Raw genomic sequence first — 24,151 nt, forward strand, 5'->3', positions numbered from 1 at the left:
GTTGTATATCTATTAAGATAACTAAGCGCTCAAAACAATGGAGCGGGTCAAGGGAATCGAACCCTCTACCTAATCGTTGGCAACGATTCGCTCTACCAATGAGCTAGACCCGCTTATAAAAGATATTATAAATAGATGGTTTTTTTAGTTCAATCAATAATAAAGTTTTAAATTAATATAACGATTTTTAATGAATATAACTAAAAGACTATTTACTAGAATTAAGTTTTTTAAACTATTGTTATTTATACCCAAGGTTAATCAAATCTTCTTCAAACATGTCATGTAGTTCTCTTTGTTGATCTTTATCTAAAATTTTCTTCCAATCATTATCAGGACCTAAATTAAAAAAAGGAATTTTCTCTTTATTATTTCTTGTGGGCACCGCTTCAACAAAACCATTTTTCTTTTCGTCATTTTTTAATTTGTCAAAATAGGTAGAGTTGACTGAATTTTTTAATTTATCATTGTTTATTTTTTCCTTTATGTTCAAAGTTTTATTTATAAATTCAATAATATCTTTAAATACTGCATACGTTTCCTTCAATAAATCTTCATATTGGATTATTTTTATTGGAATTTTTTTTTGAACTTTCCAAGATCTATAGTTTATTTTCCAAGAGCTTATAAATTGAAAGTCACTATAGCCATATTGTTCTACTCTCGCCACATCATAAATAAATTTATTTGGATCCGTCATCCATTTTAAAGATGTTTCATAATTTATCTCATAATGATTTCTTATTGATGTTATTACATTTCTGGGGTCTCTAACAATGTAAACGCATCCTGCAGAATTTTGTTTATTCGTGAAGTCATATCCGTTTACCTTACCAAAAACATTATGGGTTTTAAAAAATCTTATTTTTTTATCAGCATTGATTTTTTCCTGTGATTTAATCCATAGCTTTGTAGTATCTACCACATTTTCTTGATTATAATCAAAACCTGCAAAATGACTCCTTTCTGGGAACATTTCTATATTTTTTAAAATACTTTGTTCAAAAATTCCATCTTTTGAATAATAATAGGCGCTAATCAAAGTTCTTAACCAAGTATTTCCACTTTTTGGGTAAGAGGCTATCCAGAATATCATTGTACAATTATTATAGATGAATAATACTTATACTAGTAATAAAATTTTATGAAAAATTTACCAAAAACAATACCTGTTTTTCCACTTAGTAATTTTATTATATTTCCTCATACAACAGTTCCTTTAAATATATTTGAACCAAGATATATTGAAATGATTAATGATAGCATGAAAACAAACAAGATGATTGGTTTGGTTCAACCAAAAAATAATGATGATAGTTCAATCCCTGGTCTTCATAAGGTTGGCTGTTTAGGTAAAATAACCAATTTTAAAGATACATCAGATGGTAGGTATATGATTGATCTAAATGGTATAACGCGGTTTGTAATAACTAAAGAAATTAAAAGTTCAAAACCTTATCGTATTTGCGAAACTAGTTATGATAATTTTGAGCTTGATTTAACTCCTGAAAAAAAAAAATTAAAATTTTCTGATCTAGAGTCAATATTTAAGGATTTAAAATTATTATTTGAAAAAAAAGGATATATTATAAATTGGAAATCTTTAGAGAAACAAGATTTAAATGAAACGATAAATGCTCTAGCAATGGCATCTCCTTTTTCACTAGAAGAAAAACAAATTTTATTAGAAAGTAAAAATTTAGAAGAAAGAAAAGATAAAATTTCAGAAATATTGAGTACTTACAGTTTTGATGATTTTCACAATACAACTATTCAGTAGGCTTAAAAATTTATTCCTGCATCAGCTAGTTTAATAAAATAATTATTTAGATTTTTATTTTTTCCAATATTTTTAAGAATTTTGTTAAAGCTTTTATTTTGAATTTTTTTATCTAAATTAAAAGATTCATGAATTAAGTCAATGGCTTTAGAAAAAACAAAGTTTTTATCTTTCGTTTTTTTTTCAAATTCATCAAATATCTGTGAATCTAACTGCATACCCAATTCAATTTTGTCTTCAATAATTTTAGTTAGAATTCTAAGATCTCGTATTGTCATATTAAATCCTTGTCCTGCTAATGGGTGCACTCTGTGTAGCATGTCTCCAAAAGCTAAGATATTTTTATGATAATAGTTTCTTAAATTTGAAGAACTCAACTCAAAACTATTTAATTTATCAATTTTATTAATTAGATATTTGGGATTATTTTTATTAATTAAATCTATTACATCGCTATTATCAAATTTTTTATTCTTAATATCCATTGAGTATACTACAGATGTTTCAGTGTTAGAGATTGGTAAAAATGCAATTGGACCTTGCTTTGTAAAAATTTGAGTTGCTGTATTATTCTCTATTTTTTTATGTTTTAAAATAGTGGTATAAGCAAGATTATAATAATTTTTACTAATTTTTTTTGTAAAGTACTTTTTTGCTAAAAAATTATTTGCATCACAATTTATTATTAAATCATATTCTTTTTTATTTAAAAACTCCTCATTAATATTTTTGCTCAATATTATTTTTTTAAAAAATTTACTTTTAATAAGGTTATTATTTAACGATTTTAGAAGCTCATCATTTTTTATAATATAAAATAGATCATTTTTATCATTTTCAAATTTTAATAAATTTTCTGTATCAATTTTATCAGTATAAATTTCTATTCTATTTATTTTCCAGTAATTATTTTTTGAAATTTGAAAAATTTTTTCTTTGAAAAATTCAAAATTACTTTTAGATATTCCTATTGTTCTATTGGAGGAAAAATTACTATTTCTACTTTTATAATAATAATGAACATTTATTTTTTTATTTATAAGGCTTTTAGCTAAAGATAGAGCAGTTAGACCTTCACCAATAATACAAACATTCATAATAATTTTAATTTTAACAATAAAAATTAGATGATACAAAGTGATTAATTAGACTCATTTATTTATGGAATTTAAAAAATTAGCCAACAATACAATTAATTTTGGTATAAATAGAATTATAGAAACTGCTGGAATTGCTTTTATTATAATTGGTCTTCTTTTGCTGATTTCCCTTGCAACTTTTTCTCCTGATGACCCTAATTTTATTTTCCCAGATAATACAGAAATTAAAAATTTGCTTGGTTTTAATGGAAGTTACACAGCTGATCTTTTTTTTCAAACTTTTGGACTCATTTCTTTATTAATCCCATTTACACTCATATTTTCTGGCATAAATATAGTTCTGAATAAGAAAATTTTTTTGATATTTGAAAGTATTTTTTATTCAGTTCTTTATTCTTCATTTGGTTCTCTATTTTTCTCTTTTTTTTACCCTACTGCCTTCAACCTTTATATTAATGGAAATGGTGGTTTTATTGGAAAATATTTAGAAACAACTTTTTTAACTTCTTTAATTAATATTAATTCTCAAATTTCTTATTACTTTTTAATTTTAATTATTATAATTTTATTTTTAATTAGTATCCATTTTAAAATTATTTATTTTTATAAATTAATAAAAAAACTTTTTAAATTAATCTTTATAAAAAAAGAAAAAAATTATACTAATGAAAATGAGATAATTAGTGAATTTATACCACAAGAAGAAATTACAAATTTAATTCAAGAAGATTTACCTTTTATAAAAAGTGAAAATAAATCTCCTAGTAAAAAAATTCGCTTCAAACTACCTACTATCGACTTACTTAAAATCCCAACACAAAAAGATAGGGAAAAGCTAAAAGATGAAGATTATATTGATAGTGAATTTTTAGAAAAAATCTTATTAGATTTTGGGGTTAGTGGAGATATAAAGAAGGTTAGTCATGGCCCTGTGGTAACACTCAATGAATTTGAGCCAGCAGCTGGTGTTAAAGTATCAAAAATTATTAATCTCTCAGATGATATTGCTCGAAATACTAGCTCTGAATCAGCAAGAATTGCTACTATTCCAGGACGTAGCACCATCGGTATAGAGCTTCCAAATTCTAGTCGTGAGAATGTTTTTTTAAGTGAAATACTCTCTAACTCTGATTTTAATAAAAAAGATATTCGATTACCAATTGCACTTGGTAAGAACATTTCCGGTGTTCCTATTGTTGGAGACTTAGCTTCTATGCCTCACTTATTAATTGCTGGAACCACTGGATCAGGTAAGTCTGTTTGTATAAATACTATTATCTTGTCTTTACTCTACAGGCACACGCCAGACAAATGTAAGTTCATACTCATCGATCCTAAAATGCTTGAACTATCAACCTATGAAGGCATACCTCACTTATTGTGTCCTGTGATTACTGAGGCAAAAAAAGCAGCTTCTGTCTTAGGTTGGGTTGTTAAAGAGATGGAAAATAGATACCGACTTATGACCAAAGAAGGAGTTCGTAATATTGATGGCTATAATGCTAAGCACACTTTGGCCATGCCCTATATTGTTGTTGTAGTTGATGAAATGTCTGACCTAATGCTTGTTGCTGGTAAAGAAATAGAAAATTATATTCAAAAATTATCACAAATGGCAAGAGCTGCTGGAATTCACATTATAATGGCCACACAAAGACCAAGTGTTGATGTTATTACAGGAACTATTAAAGCAAATTTTCCAACCAGAATATCTTTTCAGGTAACCTCAAAAATAGATAGTAGAACAATTTTAGGCGAACAAGGTGCAGAGCAACTACTTGGTAAGGGAGATATGCTTTATATGTCTTCAGCAAATAAGATCGTTAGAATTCATGCTCCATTTGTATCTGAAACTGAAATTGAAAAAGTTAATAATTATTTAAGAAGTCAAGCAGAGCCAGATTATATAGATGAAATCTTAAATTTTGCTGATGAGAAAGAATTGAGTGGAGAAACTTCTAGCTCTGGAGATAAAGATGAGTTGTACCAGGCTGCACTTGATATTATTAAATCAGAAGGCAAGGCATCCACTTCATTTTTACAAAGAAAATTACAAATAGGGTATAATAGAGCTGCAAGAATTATTGATATGATGGAAGCTGACGGGGTTGTGAGTAAAGCTAATCACGTTGGTAAAAGAGATGTGCTTTAATGCGTAAAGTAATAATCATCTTATTGTTTTTCAGTTTTTATCTTCCAGTCAACTCATCCCCAAAAGATAAAATAATTTCGCAAATGAAACTTACTAATAATTTAAGTTTTAATTTCAAACAAACCATTAATGATAAAAGTGAAGATGGAAAATGTATCATTGAATATCCTAAAAAAATTTTTTGTGTATACAATAATGCTAATAAAAAAAATTTAGTTTCAAATGGACGTTCTTTAGTTATTAAGACTAATAATAAAGGAAGCTATTATCGTTATCCACTTAACAAAACTCCTTTAGAATTTTTACTAGATAAAGAATATCTAATTTCTAAAATAAAAGAACTGGAGCCAAGAGATATTGATAATAAGTATTTAAATTTTAAAATTTTTGAGAATAATAATGAAATTAATATTTTTTTTGATAAGAAAGATTTAAATTTAATTGGATGGCAAACTGAAGATATTTATCAAAACTTATCAATAACATTTATTTCTTCTATCAAAAAAAACAAAGAGATAGATGAAAAGATTTTTAAATTACCTGAAAATAATTAATCATCTAATTAAAGTTTCAGACTTAAAATTTTTCATACCTCTGGCTAGGTAATTTTTTAACGCATTTTTGTGATCTAGAGAACAAGTGTGAAGCCAAACTCTTACACCACCCATATTAAATGAGCACTTAATTGCCTCACTTAATAAATATCCTCCTAATTTTTTTCCAAAATATTCTTCTAAAATTCCAAAATAAGCAATTTCGGCTTCTTTGCTTTGTTTATTAAATAACAGTTCAAAATAGCCAGCTATTTCACTTTTATCTTTGAGAATGTATGTAGATAACTGATCATTAGAAACATAATCTGTCCATTTTAAGTCTGTCCAAATAAGTCTATCAATCCATTGACAGTTCTTACCAATAGATTTGTAAAAAAATTTATTTAATTGAAAATCTTTTGGTTCTACAAGCTCTACGGAGTAATTTTCTGCAGGCCTCTTAACTTCTTTTAATTCATCTAGAGATCTTATCTCTAAATAACTTCGGTAAATTTTTTCTGTCACTCAACCATTTTTCCAACTTTTTCTCCTCCAAATAAATGGAAGTGTAAATGTGGAACCTCTTGACCGCCATCTTCACTCAAATTTGTTAAAGCTCTATAACCTTTACCCGTGTCTGTTGAGATATTTAATATTTTCGAAACTTCTGTAATAGCTTTACTTAACGCAACGATCTCTTGATCTGAAGCTCTAGCATTAAAATCATCTAAATCAATGTACTCACCTTTTGGAATAACTAGTGCATGTATTTTTTTTTGAGGACTTATATCATGAAAAGAAAGAACATGTTCATTTTCAAATATTTTTTTACAAGGAATTTCTTTTCTCAAAATTTTTGCAAAAATATTATTTTTGTCGTAACTCATTATCTATTATTCTTTTCTTCAATACCTGATTGTTTTTTTCTGTCTTCCAACTCTTTTAAGACGTCTTCAAACTTAATATCGGCTGCCTCAAGTGTAACTAATATATGATATATTGTATCTGCTGCTTCATGAACTATATTAGATTTATCATTTAGGGCCTCTTTTAGTTCATCAAATTCTTCTTCCATTTTATCTATACATTTTGACAGGCCACCTAATAATAATGATGAAGTATAAGATTTATCTTCATCCTTATTTTTTCTGTCTCTAATTGTATTTACTAAATTTAATAGATTTTCTGACATCTCTAAATCCTAACGGGAATTCCTTTTGAATTCAAATATTGTTTAGCTTCATTAATTGAATGTGTTCCGTAATGAAAGATTGAAGCTGCTAATAAAGCGCTAGCATTGCCAAGTCTAATACCATCCACAAGGTGATCCAGGTTACCTACTCCACCCGATGCAATTATGGGTATGTTAACCGTTGAAGATATTTTAAACATTAAATCATTATCATAACCAATTTGGGTGCCATCTCTATCCATAGAAGTAACTAATAATTCTCCTGCTCCATTATCTTCCATTTTTTTTGCAAATTCTATTGCATCTATATTTGTGTTGTTTCTTCCACCATGAGTAAAAATCTCCCATTTATTGCCATTTTTTTTAGCATCTATTGCAACAACAATGCACTGTGATCCAAATTTTTTTGAACTTTCAATTATCATTTCAGGGTTTTGAACTGCCGCAGTATTGATTGAAACTTTATCTGCACCACAATTTAATAATTTATTAATATCTTCAACTCCTCTAACCCCACCCCCAACCGTTAACGGCACAAAACATTTTTTAGACGTTCTTTCAACCACATCATATATTGTGTCTCTATTTTCATTGGAAGCAGTAATGTCTAAAAAACAAATCTCATCAGCACCACCATCACTATAAATTTTAGCTTGCTCAACTGGATCACCGGCATCCTTTAAATCTACAAAGTTAATTCCTTTAACAACTCTGCCATTTTTAACATCTAAACAGGGTATAATTCTATTTTTAAGCATCTAATTCTTTTACTAATTCTTCCAGTTTAATATCACCATCATAAATAGCCTTACCAACTATTATTCCTTCAATATTTTTTAAACCTTTTGCTTTTTTAATGTCGTCAATTGAAGACACCCCTCCTGAAATAATTACCGGGCAATTAGATACATTTGCAACATTGGTTGTTTCTTCAAAATTAGGACTTTCTTTAGTGCCATCTCTATTTATGTCTGTATAGATTAATCTACTTGCACCATAATCGTTTACTTCTTTTAAAAAATCTAAAGTCAATTGATTAGAATTTTCCTTCCATCCTGAAACTGACAAGTATCCATCTTTAGCGTCTAGACCTAAGGCAATTTTATTTGGAAATTTTTGACATGCTTCTTTTAAAAAATTTTTATCTTTTATAGCTGCACTTCCTAAAATAACTTTTTCAACTCCTACATTTATATATTTTTCAATACTATCGATGCTTCTAACGCCTCCACCTACTTCAATTTTTAAATCAAATTTATGAACTATTTCTTTAATAATATCCAGGTTAACTGTCTCTCCCGTTAAGGCGCCATCTAAATCAACAATGTGTAAATTTTTAAAGCCATGATCTTTGTATTTACCAGCTTGATCAACCGGTGATATTTCATATTCAGTTTTGTTATTAAAATCCCCTTTAATTAATCTTACACATTTCTTATCTTTAATATCTATAGCTGGAAATATTTTCATATTTATAAATTTAAAAAATTTTCTATAATTTTAAGTCCTAATTTATCACTCTTTTCAGGGTGAAACTGGGTTCCATAGATATTTTCTTTTTCAACTGAACAAACAATATTTGATGAATAATTTGTTGTTGAAGAAATTACACTTTTATCATCTGGAATAAATTCATAGCTATGTACAAAATACATGTGTGATTTATTTTCTATGTTCTTAAAGATTTTATTATCTTTAATAATGTTAATTTCATTCCAACCAATGTGTGGAAGTTTGAATTTATTATTTTGATTATCAATTTTTGATACTTTTCCTGAAATCCAACCAAGTCCTTTTGTTTCAATTTCTTCATACCCAAGGTCTGCAAACATCTGTAAACCAACACAAATTCCAAGAAGAGGTTTTTTATTGGTTATTGCAAATTCATTGAGTGTTTCTACTAAACCATTTATGGCATTTAATGCATCAACACAGCTCTTAAACGATCCCTGTCCCGGTAAAACTACTTTATCGCTTGATTTAATCTTATTTAAATCAGAAGTCACTTCGATATTAACTTTATCTTTAGCGACCTCTTTAAAGGAATTTATTACAGAGCTGATATTTCCTGAGTTATAATCAACAATTGTGACATTCATTAAACTTATAATGAGCCTTTAGTTGATGGAATGCTCTTCTTATTTCTAGGGTCTATCTCTAAAGCTGTTCTTAATGACCTTGCTAGAGCCTTATAACAAGACTCAATTATATGATGACTATTATCTCCGTAAATATTTTCCATGTGCAAAGTTATTCCTGCTGATTGGGAGAAAGCTTGAAACCATTCTTTAAAAAGTTCTGTGTCCATCTCTCCAAGTCTTTCTACTTTTAATTTAACTTTCCATATTAAATAAGGTCTATTTGAAACATCAATTGCAACTCTTGTTAATGTTTCATCCATTGGAATCATTGCATGAGCGTACCTCTTAATTCCTTTAAAATCTTTCAATGCTTTTTTTAAAGCCTCACCTATAGCAATTCCAGTATCTTCTGTTGTGTGGTGAAGATCTATATGAGTGTCACCTTTTGCTTTAACTTTTAAATCAATCAGTGAATGCTTTGATAATTGTTCGAGCATATGATCTAAAAAACCTATTCCAGTATCAATTTTATATTGACCTTTGCCATCAATATTAACTTCAACACTAATACTGGTTTCTTTTGTTTTTCTGGAAACTTTTCCAATTCTGCTCATAATATATAATATGTATATAGGGATTAATTAACTATATCAATATTTGCAATCTACTACTTGAAGAATAAAAATTAATATCCATTTATAATCTATGACTACAATAGTGCTTATTAGAAAAAACAATGAAGTAGTGGTTGCTGGAGATGGCCAGGTTAGTATGGGCAATACTGTTATAAAAAGTACTGCTGCAAAAGTTAGAAAAATTGAAAAAAGAAATGTAATAGCTGGATTTGCTGGATCGACTGCAGATGCTTTAACTTTGTTTGAAAGACTAGAAGCAAAACTTGAAAAACATGCTGGTAATCTTCCAAGAGCAGCTGTTGAGTTAGCAAAAGACTGGAGAACTGACAAATACTTAAGAAGACTTGAAGCTTTAATGGCAATTGGTGATAAAGAAAATAGTTTTATAATCTCAGGAACTGGTGATGTGTTAGAACCAGAGGGTGATGCCATAGGTATAGGATCAGGTGGAAATTATGCTTTGGCTGCTGCTAAGGTTTTATTAGATACAGATTTGAGTGCTGAAGAAGTTGCTAAAAAAGCAATTCAAGTTGCATCTGAAATTTGTGTATTCACTAATAATAATATTAAAATTGAAAAAATTTAATGGAAGACACAAACGTTACACCTTTTCCAAAAGAAAAAACTGAAAAGAAAGATAACTCTTTAGTCAGTTCTTTATCACCTAGAGAAATAGTTTCTGAATTAGACAGATATGTTGTTGGACAAAATAAAGCTAAAAAGGCGGTGGCTATTGCTTTAAGAAATAGGTGGAGAAGACAAGCTTTAAAAGGTGAAATGAAGAATGAAGTTTTACCTAAAAATATTTTAATGATTGGGCCAACTGGAGTTGGTAAAACAGAAATTTCTAGAAGACTATCTAAGTTAGCTGAGGCTCCTTTTGTAAAGGTGGAGGCTACAAGATTTACTGAGGTTGGATATGTTGGGAGAGATGTTGAACAAATTATAAGAGATCTTCTTGAAATTGCAATTGCAATGGAGAAAGTAAAAAAAAGAAAAGAAGTTCATACGAAGGCACAAAAATTAGCAGAAGAAAAAGTTTTGGATGCTCTAGTTGGAAATAAAGCAAGTCTTGCTACTAGAGAAAGTTTTAGAAAAAGATTAAGAGATGGTGATTTAGATGACAACGAAATTGAAATTGAGGTAAATAATACTGGCTCTCAAGCTGCATTTGAAATTCCTGGAATGCCTGGAGCAAACATTGGAATGATAAATATTGGAGAGATGATTGGAAAATCTGTTGGTAATAAACAGAAAAAGAAGAAAATGACTGTCAAAGAATCTCATGAAATTTTAATTAATGATGAAGCTGACAAGCTAATAGAAGAAGATAAAATTATAAAATCAGCAAAAGATTCAACAGAAAATAATGGAATAGTTTTTTTAGATGAAATAGATAAAATTTCAGGAAGAACGGATAGATCTGGTGGGGATGTTTCTAGAGAAGGAGTACAAAGGGATTTGCTTCCTCTAATTGAAGGAACAACAGTTAGTACAAAATATGGTACAATTAAAACTGATCATATCTTATTTATTGCCTCTGGAGCCTTCCAGCTCGCTAAACCTTCAGACTTACTTCCAGAGTTACAGGGTAGATTACCAATAAGAGTTGAACTTGAAGCTTTAACCAGTGATGACTTTAAAAGAATTCTTAAAGAACCAGACTATAGTTTGATAAAACAATATGTTGCTCTTTTAAAAACAGAAAACGTTGAACTAGAATTTTCTGAGGATGGTATCGATGCAATTGCTAATATGGCTTCAGAAGTTAATAACACTGTAGAAAATATTGGTGCTAGAAGACTTCATACTATTATAGAAAGAATATTAGATGATATTAGTTTTACTGCAACAGATAGGGCTGGTGAAAAAATTATAATAGATTCTAATTATGTAAAACAAAATCTAGATGAGCTTGTTAAGGATACAGATTTATCTAAATTTATTCTTTAAATTTGTTTTTATTTTTAAGATAAATATAAAAAGCTCCACTACCACCATCTTCAATCTTAGCATCTGTTGTTTCAATAATAAATTGAGTTAAACTTTTATTTTTTTCAATAAATTCTGGAACTGAATATTTTAGTATGCTCAAATCTTTTGAGAGGTAAGGGTTTTCAATATTTTTAGATCTTAGTCCTTTGCCTGTAATCACTATTATTTTAGTAACATTTTCATCAAAACATTTTTGAATAAATTGTTCTATAGCTTTATTTGCTTCTTCAATAGTGTAACCATGCAGATCTATTTTCTTTATCTTCTCGTATCTTATACTTTTTTTAAGAATAAAATCTTTATTGGGAATTTTCTCTTTAGTGTTTAAAAAGTTTTCCCAGTCCTGTTTGTTTTTGTCTGGGTTATTTATATCTTTTTGTTTTACAGAATTTTTATTAAGAAGTTTTTTTTTATTGTTTAGGAAGTTTTCCCAATCTTCTTTATCTTTGTCTGTTATCTTCTTAATCAATTAGGTAATAGTATTAATTAATAACCAATTTGGATTTGATGATTTAATGTCTTTTGAAAAAACCCAAGTATCATAAACAGTTTTTATTTTCTCACTATCCCCTGATACAATATTTTTATCTTTATCTTTTACACATGTTATAATTTCACTAACAAAATCTACTGTAACTTCTAAGCTATCTTCAATCTTTTTATGAGTTTTAATTACAGCTGACTTAATACCTATAAAAGTTATTTCGGCAAAATGACCTTTGTTAGCTCTATCTTCAAGCGCCTCTTTAAACTGATCATAAATTTTTTTACTTAAAAGCGGTTTGCTTGCTATCAGCTTATTATCACTATCACTAAAATCTGTAATAATTGTTTCATAAGCAATTTTAGCACCTTTTAAAAATTCTTTTTGTGACACTTCATCAAAATTTTCACTAACTGGTTTTGGAGTTATATTTGTTTTTTGAAATTCCTTTTCAAATTGTGGTGGAATTTTCCCTTCGAAACCAGTTTTTTTACCAAGTATTCCTCTTAGACGAAGAAAAATAAAACCAGCAATCATTGCTAAAAGAATAATATCTATGTACTCAAAACTATAACTCATAATTTAATAATATTTACTATGTTGATTAATTACAACTAGCAATTTAGACTAAGGACAAATGAACACATTTTTATTATTATTAGTTGGTATTCCAATCGTTGAGATTTATTTGTTTATCAAGCTGGGTTCTCAAATTGGAGCCTTTAACACCATTTTACTTATCTTTATTACGGCTTTTTTTGGGGTTATCTACGCCAGATATGAGGGCTTTAACACTCTAAAGTCCGGGATGTCTCAAATGGTAAAAAATGAATTGCCAGTTTATGAAATTATTTCAGGTGCAGCTTTAGCATTTGCAGCATTACTTTTGATTTTACCTGGTTTTGCTACAGACTTCTTGGGTTTGTTAATAATATTTCCACCAACAAGAAAATTGATATTTAAAAAAGTATCAATTAAAAAAAGGCCTATAAATAAAAAACAAGATTTTATTAATGGTGAATTTGAAGATATAGAGGATGAAAATGACAAAAAATTATAAAATCATTGGAAGTTTTATTAAAGATATGTCGAGTGAAACACCTGACACTCCAACATATATATTTGTAAGAGATAAAATTTCTAAATACAAATTAAACATTGATATTAATTCAAAGGCAGTGAAAAATGGAATTATTGAAGTCAACACAATCATAAAATTTTCAGACCAACCTGAAATTTTAAAAAAAGCACATTTTGAGATAACTTACACATCTATAGTTAAAGTAGATGAAAAGGTTTCTGATAAAAAAGAAATGGAAAAAATTATTCTATGTGATGTCCCTAATAAAATTTATCCTGACCTAGAGAGAATATTTTTAAATTTATTAACCGACTCTGGTTATCCTGGAATAAAATTTGAAAAAAAAATTGATTTTACTGAATTATACAAACAAAGAGCTAATTAAAAAAATTCTTCTTTAAACTATTTTTTAAATATTCTTTATGAAGTTTAAGTTCTGCCTCTGATGGTTTAACTACTTTTTTATAATACTGATTTGTGTCATTGGAGTTTATTATTATTTTTTCATTATCTTCATTTTTAAAATTTAAAGTTGGTTCTTTTTGATCAAGAAGATTAATATAAACTTTAGCTAATAGATCACAGTCAATAAGAGCAGTATGTTGTGTTCTTTTTGAGTTATCTATTCTGTATCTTTTGCACAATGCATCAAGACTTATTGGAGAGCCTGGAAATTTATCCCTGGCTAAAGCAAGTGTGTCTACGACATTTTCACTATCTAATTTTTCCTTGCCTAGTAATGATAATTCATTATTTAAGTGAGATAGATCAAATTCGGCGTTGTGTATTACAAGTCTCTTATTTTCTATAAAACCTAAAAACTCATCAACTATATCTCCAAACTTTTTGTGGGTAGATAAAAATTCATCTGTATAACCATGAACTTCTAGGGCTTTTTCAGAAACTTTTCTTTCAGGATTAAGATAGCAGTGAAATCTATTTTTAGTTGGTATCAAATTTTCTAACTCGATGCATCCAATTTCTACAATTCTATGTCCATCTCTAACAGATAGTCCTGTTGTTTCAGTGTCTAGTATTACTTCTTTCATTTTATATAATTTCTTTTAGTATTTTTTTTACACTTTTCTTAACAAGCTTATTGGTAAAATTATTTTTAATAACATGATTGGCTTTTTTCTTTTTATAACTTAGTGGTAACTGTATTTTTTTAAATTGATTATATAAATTTAAATTAAAATTATCTCTTTTTTTTAGTCTTTTTATAATTTCACTTTTTTTTGACTGAACAAAAACTATTATATCACTTTTTTGGTTTAATTTATTTTCTAATAAGAGAGGAATGTCTAAAATTATAGCTTCTCTTTTTTTATTTTTTTTTAAAAAAATAGTTAATTTCTTTCTGACTTCTGGATGAATAATTTTAGTAATTTTTTTTAAATTTTTTTCACTGTCCTCTATTGCTTTTATAATTTGTATTTTGTTTGCTGGAAATACTGAAAAATATTTAGGTAAATTTTTTTTTAATTTTCTAAAACAATTTTTGTTTTTTTTATATATGCTTGCTACTTCTTGATCTGCATTAAAAACTGGATAACCAAAAAGTTTAGCAATATGACTTTTTCCAGAACCAATATCTCCTACGACTGCGATTTTAATCATACATCTAAAAGATTAATTGTTTCATTGTCTACTTCTGGAACAACTTTATGCCAGATAAAAAAGGCTTTTTGAGCTTGATAAATAAACATCATTTTACCATTTTTTGTTATTCCACCATACTTTTTTGCATTTTTTAAAAAGTTTGTTTCTGGTGGATTATAAATTACATCATAAAAGAATTTATCTTTGCTAATTTGTTGATAATTAATATTAATTTCATCTTCTTCTTTTAATCCAATGCTTGTTGCGTTTATGATTGTGTCAAAATCTAAAGTTTCTCCCCATTTAATTATTTCAATTTCTGGAAAATTTCTTTTTAGTTCTATTGCCTTTAATTCTGTTCGATTACTTAAATAAATTTTTTTAATTTGCATTTTTTTGAGCGCAATAATAATTGAGGGAACAACTCCACCCGCCCCAAGTATTAGAGCTTTTTTATTTTTAGTTTCTTGTTCTGTTTTTTCTAAACTAAGTTTAAAACCTTCAATATCAGTGTTATCGCCTAAAATTTTATTATCCTTTTTATAGATTGTGTTCACTGATTGAGAAATTTTTGCTTCTTCGCTTAACTCGTCTAAAAAAGGTATAACCGTTTTTTTAAATGGTACTGTTACATTTATTCCACAAATTTTTTCTTCTCTGATATTAAAAATTAAATCTTTAATCTCATTATTATTTAAAAGCTTTTTTTCATAAACTGCATCAATTTTATATTTTTTTATCCAATGATTATGTAATTTTGGTGATAAGCTATGATCAATTGGATTTCCTATAACTAAAAAATTTTTTTTCATTTTATAATTTTAAAATATTCTTTAATTTTTTTAACTGGAAGGCCCATGATTGTATCTTCATCTCCTTCTATCTTTGAAAATAAATTTCTTCCTTCTCCTTCAATTTGATAAACATTATAAGCATAGAGATCCTTATCAGAAATTTTTTTTAGGTAGTTCTCTAATTCTAAAAAAGTCATATTTTTCATGGTTAATGAGGCTTTATCAGTATAATTCCATATCATCGATCCGCCCCTTGATATACAAACTGAACTTATCAATTGATGAGTTTTTCCATTCATTTTTTTTAGTATTTCTAGGGCTTCTACTCTATCGTTTGGCTTTGATATTATTTTACCTTCTAAATCTATTACACTATCTGCTCCAAGTACTATTTCCTCTGAAAATTTTTGGCTAATTTTATTGGCCTTTAATTCTGCTAGATTTTTTGAAATAATTGTTGGAGTTGCTTTTTCTTTTAACAAACTTTCTTTAACACTATCCTCATCCACATTGGATGGCTCCACCCTAAATTGAATATTATTTTCTTCTAAAATTTTTTTTCTCACACCACTTTTAGATGCAAGTATTATTTCTTTAACCATTATTTTTTTTTATTTCATATATTTTAATAATTGATGCTGCAGTTTCTTCTACTGATTTTCTAGTAACATCAATTGTTGGCCATTTATATTTGGTAAATGTTTTTTTAGCTTCGTTAATTTCTTTTTCTATCTTATTGATATTTGTATAGTTTGTGTTTTCTTTTTCTTTAAGCGCATTCATCCTATTTTTTCTAATATCAACTAATCTCTGAGGTTCAGTTGTTAAACCAACTACACAAGAGAGATTAGGATTCTTTTTTAAGCTTTCTGGTATTGATTGCTCATTTACTAAAGGAATATTTAAAGTTCTATAACCTCTGTTAGCAAGATAAATTGAAGTTGGTGTTTTGCTTGTTCTGCTTACCCCCAATAATATCAAATCTGCTTTATCTACATCTTCAACAAGGTTTCCGTCATCATGAGCCATGGTAAACTGGATGGCCTCTATTCTTTCATAATACTCTTCATTTAAAGCATGTTGCCCGCTTGGGACATGAGATGCTTTTTGATTTAAAAGTTTGGAGAAGTTCATAATTAAATTTCCCAAAACACTGAAGCACGGAATCTTTTTTTCATTCCCCTTATTTGCCAAAAATTTTGCAAGTGAAGTGTCAACAATCGTATATAAAATTATTGCATTATCATTTTTTGTTGCCTCATCAATTATTTTAGTAGCTTGATTTTCCGTTCTAGTAAAAAAATAAGACTTAACATCATACTCTATGTTTTTAAATTGAGCTTTAATCGCTAGAAAAACTCTATCTAGTGTCTCACCTGTAGAGTCAGAAATAAGGTATATTTGATATGTATTACTCATGAATAAAATGTTGATAATTAAGTATTATTTTTATCATTCTTTAAAATAATCTTGTTTGTTATTTTTCTTTGTAAAAACCCATTTTTATAAACATTAATAAACATGTTAAGCATTAATATACATTTTATCTAACAATATTAAATAAACCCATAAATTTAAGATTATATAACAGTTCTATAAATTATTAATTGTTGATAAATCGTGTATAAAAACTGAAAAACAATTAATTACCATTATTCACATACTATATAACTAATACTATAATTAAATATTTACTTATTATTATGACACCCATCCAAGAAACCATAATAAACAAAAAAACTAATAATTCTCCAATATGGTTAATGAGACAGGCAGGTAGATATTTACCAGAGTTTAGAGAAATTAGAAAATTAAATCCAGATTTTATAAATTTATGTCTAAACGAAAACCTATCTTCAGAAATAACTTTACAACCTCTTAAAAGATTCGATCTAGATGCTGCTATAATTTTTTCAGATATTTTAATGATTCCATATGGATTAAACCAAGAGGTAAAATTTGAAAAAAATTTTGGTCCAAAACTGGGTTCATTAGATTTAGAAGAAATATCCAAGATTGATGAAATTGATTTTATAGAAAAATTATATCCAGTTTATAAATCAATTAAAAAAGTTAGCGAAGACAATTTAATAAAAAATAAAAATTTGATAGGATTTGTGGGTGCACCATGGACATTATTAGTCTATATGATTAATAAACATTCCCCAAAAAAAGATCTGGTAAAAAACTTTTTTAAAGATGAATTTTTAATAAATAGAATTCTAATAATTTTAGAAAAATTTTTGAAATTACATATTGACCAACAAATTAAGAACGGTGCTACAATAATTCAAATTTTTGACAGTTGGGCTGGTCTCTTAGAAGAAAAAGACCTACCAAATTATGTATATGTGCCAACACTAAATTTAGTGAATTATATTAAATCATTAAATATTCCTGTAATTTGTTTTCCAAGAGGAATAAAAAATTATAAAAATTATTGTGATATCGTTAAACCTGATGCAGTTAATATTGACTATGATGTTGATCCTGTTTCAATATGTAGAGAAATAAAAATACCAGTTCAAGGAGGTCTTGATCCTAAAGTTTTATTAACGGATAAAGAAAATTTGAAAAAAGAGACTTTGAAGTACTTAAACACCTTTAAAGATCATCCCTATATATTTAATTTGGGTCATGGGGTGTTGCCTGAAACCAATCCAGATATGGTAGAGTATTTGGTTAAAACAGTGAAAGATTATTAAATGAAAAAAGCAGTAATTTTATTTAACCTTGGTGGTCCTGATAAAATTGAAAATGTAGAGCCGTTTTTATTTAACTTATTTAATGATCCTGCAATTTTAAATTTACCAACTATATTAAGATACCCTTTGGCAAAACTGATATCTAACAGAAGAGCACCCGTTGCTAAAAAAATTTATGAAGAGCTAGGTGGCTCATCACCGATACTAAAATTAACCAAAGAACAATCAGAAGCACTAGAAACAAAATTAAACCAAACCGAAACCGATAGCGAATATAAATGTTTTATTGTAATGAGGTGTTGGAACCCTAGAGCAAATGATGTGATCAAAGACGTTCAATCATTTAACCCCGAAGAAATTATTTTAATGCCTCTTTATCCACAATATTCTGCCGCAACTTCTGGGTCTTCAATTAAAGAGTGGAAAAATGTTTGTAAAAAAAACAACTACCATGTTAAAACAAGTACAATATGCTGTTATCCAACAGATCAAAATTTTATCAACGCACACACAAAAGAAATAGTAAAAAAAATTAAGAATCTTAAAAACTTTAAACTAATATTTTCTGCTCATGGCCTGCCAGAAAAAAATATTAAAAAGGGAGATCCGTATCAATGGCAAGTAGAACAATCTGTTAAAAAAATAGTTGAGAATTTGAACATTGAAAACTTGGATTGGATATTAAGTTATCAAAGTAGAGTTGGTCCACTGAAATGGATAGGACCATCGACAGAAGATATAATTGTTGAAAATTCTAAACTTGGTAAACACATTGTTTTGGTCCCTATCGCATTTGTTTCTGAACACTCAGAAACATTGGTTGAACTAGATATAGAATATAAGGAGATTGCAGACACTAATGGATGCAAAAATTATACACGTGTTCCGGCTCTTGGCACTAATGAGGATTTTATTAAAGCAATGTCGGAATTAATAATAAAAAAAAATGAATATAAATTAAGTGAAAATCTTTATCCTCCAAAAATTCAGTGTCCTTCAAATTTCAAAAAATGTCCTTGTTTAAATTATGAATAGTTATTTACTGTTTAAAAGTCTTCATCTGATAGCTGTAATTTCTTGGATGGCTGGTCTTTTATATCTTCCAAGAATTTTTGTTTACCATGTTGAAAATATTGATCATAAAATTTCATCCTCAATATTTAAAACAATGGAAAGAAAATTATTTTATTTCATCATGATGCCAGCAATGATTTTATCTTGGATCTTTGGATTAATATTAATCTCTGTTATTGGACTTGAGGTCATCTTAACGCTTTGGTTAAAACTAAAATTAATATTAATAACTTTATTAACAATTTATCATTTCTATTTAGGTAAATTACTCAATGATTTTAAACTAGATCAAAATACTAAATCCTCTAAATTTTTTAGAATAATTAATGAAGTGCCAACAATATTGCTTATTTTGGTTGTTTTTATTGTTATATTTAAACCGATCTAGACTTGAAATACTCGTTAGAGTATATATATTCAAATCATCCAATAACCTTAATCACAATCCCTCAACATGAATATTCAAGAACTAAAACTAAAATCGTCTGAACAATTAATAGCTCAAGCAGAAAAGCTTGGGATTGAAAATGCTAGCACACTTAGAAAACAAGAAATTTTATTTGCGATACTAAAAAAAGTTGCAGAAAAAGAAGAAATAACTGGAGCTGGTGTTTTACAATTATTACAAGATGGATTTGGTTTTTTAAGAGCAATGGAATCAAACTATTTAGCTGGACCAGACGACATCTATGTTAGTCCAAGTCAAATTAGAAAATTTGGTTTAAGAACAGGAGACACAGTCGAGGGTCCTGTTAGAGCGCCCAAAGAGGGAGAAAGATATTTTGCATTATTACAAGTAGAAAAAATAAATTTTGAAGAACCAGAAAAAGCTCGTCACAAAATTGCATTTGACAATTTAACTCCACTCTACCCAAACAAACAAATGGTGATGGAAGTTGAGACAACCAAGATTGAAAAAAAACCAGACTTAACTCCAAGATTAATTGACCTTGTGAGCCCTATCGGAAAAGGTCAAAGATCAATAATTATATCACCTCCTAAAGCAGGTAAGACAATGATTTTACAAAGTATTGCAAACTCAATTGCAAAAAACTATCCAGAAAGTTATTTGATGGTTTTATTGATTGATGAAAGACCAGAAGAAGTAACGGATATGAAAAGAACAGTTAAAGGAGAGGTTATTAGTTCTACTTTTGATGAGCCTGCATCAAGACACGTTGCTGTAGCTGAAATGGTAATTGAAAAAGCAAAAAGATTAACTGAACATAAAAAAGACGTGGTAATTTTATTAGATTCGATCACAAGACTGGGTAGAGCTTATAATGCAGTAATTCCAAGTTCTGGAAAAGTATTAACAGGTGGAGTTGACGCGAACGCTCTTCAAAGACCAAAAAGATTTTTTGGTGCTGCAAGAAACATTGAAGAAGGTGGATCTTTAACAATCATCTCAACAGCATTGATTGATACGGGATCAAGAATGGATGAAGTAATTTTTGAAGAATTTAAAGGAACTGGAAATAGTGAAACAGTTCTAGATAGAAAAATTGCTGAAAGAAGAATTTATCCAGCAATTGATATAACTAAATCTGGAACAAGAAGAGAAGAATTACTTTTTGATAAAGATGACCTTTCAAAAATGAATGTGCTAAGAAGAATTATCAGTCCGATGGGAACAATGGATGCTATTGAATTTATTAATTCAAAACTTAAAGAAACAAAAAGTAATGCAGATTTCTTTAGCTCAATGAATAAACCAGCATAAGATTATTAAAAATAATCTTTTTAAATATATTTATTATAATAATATATTTCAATGGAAGAAAAAAGTTTAACATTCAAAAAATTATTTTATGAAAAAAAATATAATGAACTAATTTTTGCAATTCAAACTACCCCAGAAAAAAAACAAAAGACAACACCAATACAAAACTTATTAGGCGCCTGTATAACATTAAGATCTAATGGAAAATCAAAAGAAGATCTTCTTTGGGCAACAAAAATTTTTAAGCAAGCGTATTTTAATGAAAAACAAACAAATGATGGTTTGTTTTCCTTAGTAAACTTTATCAACACTTCTGTTGATATTAATAATTTTTTTGATGCTGAAGTTAATTTTAAAGAAATATTTCATTATTTTGAAGAAGCAAATTCGTTTTTTGGAGACAATGAAGGATTAATTTTAGCAATCCTACGTGTTTATAAACATCTTAACAATTCAGAAATGATTTTGTTTTATTTAAAATCCTTGGTTCAAAAAAAAAACTGCAAAATTAGTACTATTTGTAGTTATATTTATTTTAATTGTTTTAAAAAAGAACAAAACCAAAAATTTTTTCTTGATCAATCAAAACTTCTAGAACAGAATTTACCAAAATATGATGAGAAAAAATTAGTTAAAATCCATAAAAATAAAAATGATAAAATTAGGCTAGCTTTTCTGTCAGCTGATATTATTGGGAGGCACTCAATAACATATTTTTTAAAAACAATTTTACTTAAATATGACAAAGAAAAATATCAAATATTTTTATTTTTTAATAATACTAAAGAAGACCAAACCACAAACTTTTTTAAAGAAATAGTTGATCAGAGTTTTAACCTTAAAACATTGAATGATACTGATGCTATCAATTTAATTAGAAAAAATAAAATAGACATAATCATAGATCTTATGGGTATTACATCTGAAAATAGAATTGCACTTTTTAAAAATAGGTTGGCACCAATACAAATCTCCTGGTTAGGATATTGCAACACAACAGGATTGAGAAATATGGATTTTATTATTTCAGACCGAAATTTAATTTATCCAAACGAAGAAAATTTATACACAGAAAAAATAATTTTTTTACCAGAAATTTGGAATTGTCATTCAGGTTTTGACTTGAAAAGGAAAGACAACCCTCTTCCCTTTAAAAATAATAAGCACATAACCTTCGGGTCATTTAATAATTTTAATAAGATAAATAACAATGTGGTTGAAACTTGGTCTAAAATTCTTAAAGAAGTTACTAACTCAAAGTTGATTTTGAAATCATCGATAAAAAAAAATACAGAAAAACTAAAAGAGCTTTTTAAAAAGAATGATGTTTTAGAGTCAGTAACCTTTATTGAAAGAACCTCGTCTTACGAAGATCATTTGAATGTATATAAAAAAATTGATATAGCACTCGATACATTTCCTTATAATGGCGTGACCACATCTTTTGAAGCCATTTGGATGAATGTGCCCGTTCTAACGATGAAGGGCTTTAATTTTAATTCAAGGTGTGGCGAATCTATTAATAAGAATATAGGATTAAACTATTTAATAGCTGATGATGAAAATGATTATATATTTAAAGCTATCGAATTAAGTAATGATACTGAGAAACTAATCACCATTAGAAACAAAATATTTAAAGAGGGAACCTCAAGTTCATTGTTTGATATAAGTAAATTTTCTTTTGAGTTTTTTAAATCTTTAGAAACAGTTTATAATCAATTATAATATTTTAATGAACATCTATGCTTTATCTACTGGGCCAGGCCTTTCTGGAATTGCGATAATTAGAGTATCAGGTCCTGAAACGGATAAAATTGTAAAATTACTAACAAATGAAGAGATTCCAAAACCAAGAGTTGCCACATTAAGAAAAATCAACAAAATCAACACTTCCGAACTTATAGATGAGGGTATAATATTGTGGTTTCCTGGTCCTGAGAGCTACACAGGTGAGGATATGGCTGAATTTCATATACATGGTAGCAAGGCAGTAATTAATGCCCTACACCACTCTATTTCAAAAATTGAAAATTGTCGTTTAGCCGAGCCGGGTGAATTTACAAAACTTGCATTTCAAAATGGAAAAATAAATTTACTCAAAGCAGAAAGTATTGCAGATTTAATTTCGGCAGAAACTGAAATTCAAAGACAACAAGCAATAAAAATTATGAATGGAAATTCTGCAGATAAGTTTAATAAGTTAAGAGAAAAACTTTTAAAAATTTTATCACACGTTGAAGCAAAAATAGATTTTCCAGATGAAGACCTGCCTGAAGATATTTTGAAAAATATAAAAAAAATTTCTAATGAAGTAATTTCAAATATAAAAAAAATTTTAGATGATCAGAAAGTTGGTGAAAGAATTAGAGAAGGTTTTAAGATTGCAATCATAGGACCAACCAATGCTGGAAAATCTAGTTTACTAAATCACCTTTCTAATCGAGATGTTGCAATTGTTTCAGAAATAGCTGGAACAACAAGAGATGTAATTGAGACTCATTTAAATATTGATGGTTATCCAGTTGTTGTTTCTGATACTGCAGGAATTAGAGACTCTAAAAATGAAATAGAAAAAAAAGGAATAAAATTAGCACTTGATAAAGCAGAAAATGCAGACCTAAAGTTGATAGTTGTAGATGCCAAAAGTTTTGATTTTAAAGGAGTTTTGAAGGAATTGATGGATGAAAATGCAATACTTGTAGTTAATAAATCTGATCTTTTAAAAGAAGATTTAAATTCTGAAATAAAAAATTATGAACATGTTTTAATTTCAGTAAAAAATAATCTCAACTTAGAAGATTTAATCTTAAAAATTAAAAATAAATTGAAAAATAAATTTATCACAAGTGAAGATATTTTAATTACCCGTGCAAGACACAGACAACATCTCGAACAAAGCTTAAATTATTTAAAAAACTTTGAGGAAAAAAATGAATCAGATGATTTTGATAAAGCTGCAGAAGATCTTCGTTTAGCAACACGACATTTAGGAATGATAGTCGGAAAAGTAGATGTTGAAGAGATATTAGGTAGTATTTTCAATGATTTTTGCATTGGCAAATAATCAACATTTAAGGGGTTTTTTAGTCTATTTTTTCTATTTTAGTAGATAACCATAACTAATTCTTCAATTTTAATCATAAAAACGTAGCCTTAATTAACTTAAGAAATATTTATTAAAAAAATACTGTCTGCTTGTAAATATTTATATCAGTTA

At 27.8% G+C, this 24,151-nt stretch carries 29 protein-coding genes and 1 tRNA gene; 13 read left to right on the forward strand and 17 right to left on the reverse strand.

What is annotated here, in order from left to right:
• Positions 1 to 38: 38 nt before the first annotated feature.
• A tRNA-Gly gene (locus AC5SLW_RS06455) sits at positions 39 to 113 on the reverse strand.
• Positions 114 to 241: 128 nt separating this feature from the next.
• Complete coding sequence (locus tag AC5SLW_RS06460) at positions 242 to 1,096, reverse strand: sulfotransferase domain-containing protein (protein WP_494575027.1); 855 nt, start codon at positions 1,094 to 1,096, stop codon at positions 242 to 244.
• 48 nt (positions 1,097 to 1,144) lie between these two features.
• Here AC5SLW_RS06460 and AC5SLW_RS06465 point away from each other — a divergent pair, with 48 nt between their 5' ends.
• Positions 1,145 to 1,780, forward strand: a complete 636-nt coding sequence (locus AC5SLW_RS06465) for an LON peptidase substrate-binding domain-containing protein (RefSeq protein WP_494575029.1) — start codon at positions 1,145 to 1,147, stop codon at positions 1,778 to 1,780.
• 2 nt (positions 1,781 to 1,782) lie between these two features.
• Here AC5SLW_RS06465 and AC5SLW_RS06470 read toward each other — a convergent pair whose 3' ends face one another.
• Positions 1,783 to 2,877 carry an FAD-dependent monooxygenase gene (locus tag AC5SLW_RS06470; RefSeq protein ID WP_494575031.1) on the reverse strand — a complete coding sequence of 365 codons (1,095 nt, stop codon included), beginning with the start codon at positions 2,875 to 2,877 and terminating at the stop codon, positions 1,783 to 1,785.
• Positions 2,878 to 2,941: 64 nt separating this feature from the next.
• Between AC5SLW_RS06470 and AC5SLW_RS06475 the strand changes: the two genes are divergently transcribed.
• Together AC5SLW_RS06475 and AC5SLW_RS06480 are read left to right on the forward strand one after the other, a co-directional pair.
• Positions 2,942 to 5,032, forward strand: a complete 2,091-nt coding sequence (locus AC5SLW_RS06475) for an FtsK/SpoIIIE family DNA translocase (protein WP_494575033.1) — start codon at positions 2,942 to 2,944, stop codon at positions 5,030 to 5,032.
• Positions 5,033 to 5,115: 83 nt separating this feature from the next.
• Entirely contained in the window at positions 5,116 to 5,586 is a 471-nt protein-coding gene (locus AC5SLW_RS06480; RefSeq protein ID WP_494575035.1) for a LolA family protein, read from the forward strand.
• On the opposite strand, the gene AC5SLW_RS06485 is transcribed toward AC5SLW_RS06480, so the two are convergent.
• Genes AC5SLW_RS06485 through hisB form a run of 7 tightly spaced genes read right to left on the reverse strand, consistent with a single transcriptional unit; the run spans position 5,587 to position 9,452 of the window.
• Positions 5,587 to 6,090, reverse strand: a complete 504-nt coding sequence (locus tag AC5SLW_RS06485; protein WP_018413680.1) for a GNAT family N-acetyltransferase — start codon at positions 6,088 to 6,090, stop codon at positions 5,587 to 5,589.
• Positions 6,087 to 6,452: an HIT domain-containing protein gene (locus AC5SLW_RS06490; protein ID WP_018413681.1), complete on the reverse strand. Its 366-nt coding sequence runs from the start codon at positions 6,450 to 6,452 to the stop codon at positions 6,087 to 6,089. Before AC5SLW_RS06490 ends, AC5SLW_RS06485 begins: the two co-directional genes overlap by 4 nt.
• On the reverse strand, positions 6,452 to 6,757 hold the full coding sequence (gene hisE / locus AC5SLW_RS06495) for a phosphoribosyl-ATP diphosphatase (protein ID WP_494575038.1): 306 nt from the start codon (positions 6,755 to 6,757) through the stop codon (positions 6,452 to 6,454). Before hisE ends, AC5SLW_RS06490 begins: the two co-directional genes overlap by 1 nt.
• Before the next feature lie 2 nt (positions 6,758 to 6,759).
• Positions 6,760 to 7,515: an imidazole glycerol phosphate synthase subunit HisF gene (gene hisF, locus AC5SLW_RS06500; RefSeq protein WP_018413683.1), complete on the reverse strand. Its 756-nt coding sequence runs from the start codon at positions 7,513 to 7,515 to the stop codon at positions 6,760 to 6,762.
• Positions 7,508 to 8,227 carry a 1-(5-phosphoribosyl)-5-[(5-phosphoribosylamino)methylideneamino]imidazole-4-carboxamide isomerase gene (gene hisA / locus AC5SLW_RS06505; RefSeq protein ID WP_018413684.1) on the reverse strand — a complete coding sequence of 240 codons (720 nt, stop codon included), beginning with the start codon at positions 8,225 to 8,227 and terminating at the stop codon, positions 7,508 to 7,510. Before hisA ends, hisF begins: the two co-directional genes overlap by 8 nt.
• Before the next feature lie 2 nt (positions 8,228 to 8,229).
• Positions 8,230 to 8,856, reverse strand: a complete 627-nt coding sequence (gene hisH / locus AC5SLW_RS06510; protein ID WP_018413685.1) for an imidazole glycerol phosphate synthase subunit HisH — start codon at positions 8,854 to 8,856, stop codon at positions 8,230 to 8,232.
• A 5-nt stretch (positions 8,857 to 8,861) separates the two neighbouring features.
• Complete coding sequence (hisB, locus tag AC5SLW_RS06515) at positions 8,862 to 9,452, reverse strand: imidazoleglycerol-phosphate dehydratase HisB (RefSeq protein ID WP_018413686.1); 591 nt, start codon at positions 9,450 to 9,452, stop codon at positions 8,862 to 8,864.
• 91 nt (positions 9,453 to 9,543) lie between these two features.
• On the opposite strand from hisB, the gene hslV reads away from it, so the two are divergent.
• Complete coding sequence (gene hslV / locus AC5SLW_RS06520; RefSeq protein WP_006997574.1) at positions 9,544 to 10,059, forward strand: ATP-dependent protease subunit HslV; 516 nt, start codon at positions 9,544 to 9,546, stop codon at positions 10,057 to 10,059.
• Positions 10,059 to 11,426, forward strand: coding sequence for an ATP-dependent protease ATPase subunit HslU (hslU, locus tag AC5SLW_RS06525; protein ID WP_018413687.1), 1,368 nt, complete (start codon positions 10,059 to 10,061; stop codon positions 11,424 to 11,426). Before hslV ends, hslU begins: the two co-directional genes overlap by 1 nt.
• Here hslU and AC5SLW_RS06530 read toward each other — a convergent pair.
• Both AC5SLW_RS06530 and AC5SLW_RS06535 read right to left on the reverse strand, forming a co-directional pair.
• Complete coding sequence (locus AC5SLW_RS06530; RefSeq protein WP_018413688.1) at positions 11,416 to 11,937, reverse strand: Smr/MutS family protein; 522 nt, start codon at positions 11,935 to 11,937, stop codon at positions 11,416 to 11,418. The two genes, hslU and AC5SLW_RS06530, sit on opposite strands and share 11 nt — an antisense overlap.
• Positions 11,938 to 12,531, reverse strand: coding sequence for a Tim44/TimA family putative adaptor protein (locus AC5SLW_RS06535; protein ID WP_494575042.1), 594 nt, complete (start codon positions 12,529 to 12,531; stop codon positions 11,938 to 11,940). It abuts the gene before it with no gap.
• 58 nt (positions 12,532 to 12,589) lie between these two features.
• On the opposite strand from AC5SLW_RS06535, the gene AC5SLW_RS06540 reads away from it, so the two are divergent.
• Entirely contained in the window at positions 12,590 to 13,012 is a 423-nt protein-coding gene (locus AC5SLW_RS06540; protein WP_494575044.1) for an FxsA family protein, read from the forward strand.
• Positions 12,996 to 13,418, forward strand: a complete 423-nt coding sequence (locus AC5SLW_RS06545) for a protein-export chaperone SecB (RefSeq protein ID WP_494575046.1) — start codon at positions 12,996 to 12,998, stop codon at positions 13,416 to 13,418. The genes AC5SLW_RS06540 and AC5SLW_RS06545 overlap by 17 nt, the downstream gene beginning before the upstream one ends.
• Here AC5SLW_RS06545 and dnaQ read toward each other — a convergent pair.
• From dnaQ to AC5SLW_RS06570, 5 genes are read right to left on the reverse strand one after another with little or no spacing between them, the layout of a single operon-like run.
• A complete protein-coding gene (gene dnaQ, locus AC5SLW_RS06550; protein ID WP_018413692.1) occupies positions 13,411 to 14,082 on the reverse strand; it encodes a DNA polymerase III subunit epsilon in 672 nt (223 codons plus the stop codon). The genes AC5SLW_RS06545 and dnaQ overlap by 8 nt on opposite strands.
• 1 nt (position 14,083) lies before the next feature.
• Positions 14,084 to 14,653 carry a dephospho-CoA kinase gene (coaE, locus tag AC5SLW_RS06555; protein WP_271767333.1) on the reverse strand — a complete coding sequence of 190 codons (570 nt, stop codon included), beginning with the start codon at positions 14,651 to 14,653 and terminating at the stop codon, positions 14,084 to 14,086.
• Positions 14,650 to 15,447: a shikimate dehydrogenase gene (aroE, locus tag AC5SLW_RS06560; RefSeq protein WP_494575049.1), complete on the reverse strand. Its 798-nt coding sequence runs from the start codon at positions 15,445 to 15,447 to the stop codon at positions 14,650 to 14,652. Before aroE ends, coaE begins: the two co-directional genes overlap by 4 nt.
• Positions 15,444 to 16,031, reverse strand: coding sequence for a Maf family protein (locus AC5SLW_RS06565; RefSeq protein ID WP_494575051.1), 588 nt, complete (start codon positions 16,029 to 16,031; stop codon positions 15,444 to 15,446). Before AC5SLW_RS06565 ends, aroE begins: the two co-directional genes overlap by 4 nt.
• Entirely contained in the window at positions 16,024 to 16,848 is an 825-nt protein-coding gene (locus AC5SLW_RS06570) for a pyruvate, water dikinase regulatory protein (RefSeq protein ID WP_494575053.1), read from the reverse strand. The genes AC5SLW_RS06565 and AC5SLW_RS06570 overlap by 8 nt, the downstream gene beginning before the upstream one ends.
• A gap of 284 nt (positions 16,849 to 17,132) precedes the next feature.
• Here AC5SLW_RS06570 and hemE point away from each other — a divergent pair, with 284 nt between their 5' ends.
• The 6 genes from hemE (at position 17,133) to mnmE (ending at position 23,998) form a co-directional block, all read left to right on the forward strand.
• Positions 17,133 to 18,134: a uroporphyrinogen decarboxylase gene (hemE, locus tag AC5SLW_RS06575; RefSeq protein WP_494575055.1), complete on the forward strand. Its 1,002-nt coding sequence runs from the start codon at positions 17,133 to 17,135 to the stop codon at positions 18,132 to 18,134.
• Positions 18,135 to 19,169, forward strand: a complete 1,035-nt coding sequence (gene hemH / locus AC5SLW_RS06580) for a ferrochelatase (protein ID WP_494575057.1) — start codon at positions 18,135 to 18,137, stop codon at positions 19,167 to 19,169. It begins immediately after the preceding gene.
• Entirely contained in the window at positions 19,162 to 19,596 is a 435-nt protein-coding gene (gene hemJ, locus AC5SLW_RS06585; protein ID WP_018413699.1) for a protoporphyrinogen oxidase HemJ, read from the forward strand. Before hemH ends, hemJ begins: the two co-directional genes overlap by 8 nt.
• Before the next feature lie 66 nt (positions 19,597 to 19,662).
• Positions 19,663 to 20,931, forward strand: a complete 1,269-nt coding sequence (rho, locus tag AC5SLW_RS06590) for a transcription termination factor Rho (protein WP_006997560.1) — start codon at positions 19,663 to 19,665, stop codon at positions 20,929 to 20,931.
• A 51-nt stretch (positions 20,932 to 20,982) separates the two neighbouring features.
• On the forward strand, positions 20,983 to 22,659 hold the full coding sequence (locus AC5SLW_RS06595) for an O-linked N-acetylglucosamine transferase, SPINDLY family protein (protein WP_494575060.1): 1,677 nt from the start codon (positions 20,983 to 20,985) through the stop codon (positions 22,657 to 22,659).
• 7 nt (positions 22,660 to 22,666) lie between these two features.
• Positions 22,667 to 23,998 carry a tRNA uridine-5-carboxymethylaminomethyl(34) synthesis GTPase MnmE gene (gene mnmE, locus AC5SLW_RS06600; protein ID WP_494575062.1) on the forward strand — a complete coding sequence of 444 codons (1,332 nt, stop codon included), beginning with the start codon at positions 22,667 to 22,669 and terminating at the stop codon, positions 23,996 to 23,998.
• The last annotated feature ends 153 nt before the right edge of the window (positions 23,999 to 24,151 follow it).

The sequence above is a fragment of the Candidatus Pelagibacter sp. PS_40 genome (assembly GCF_059417765.1).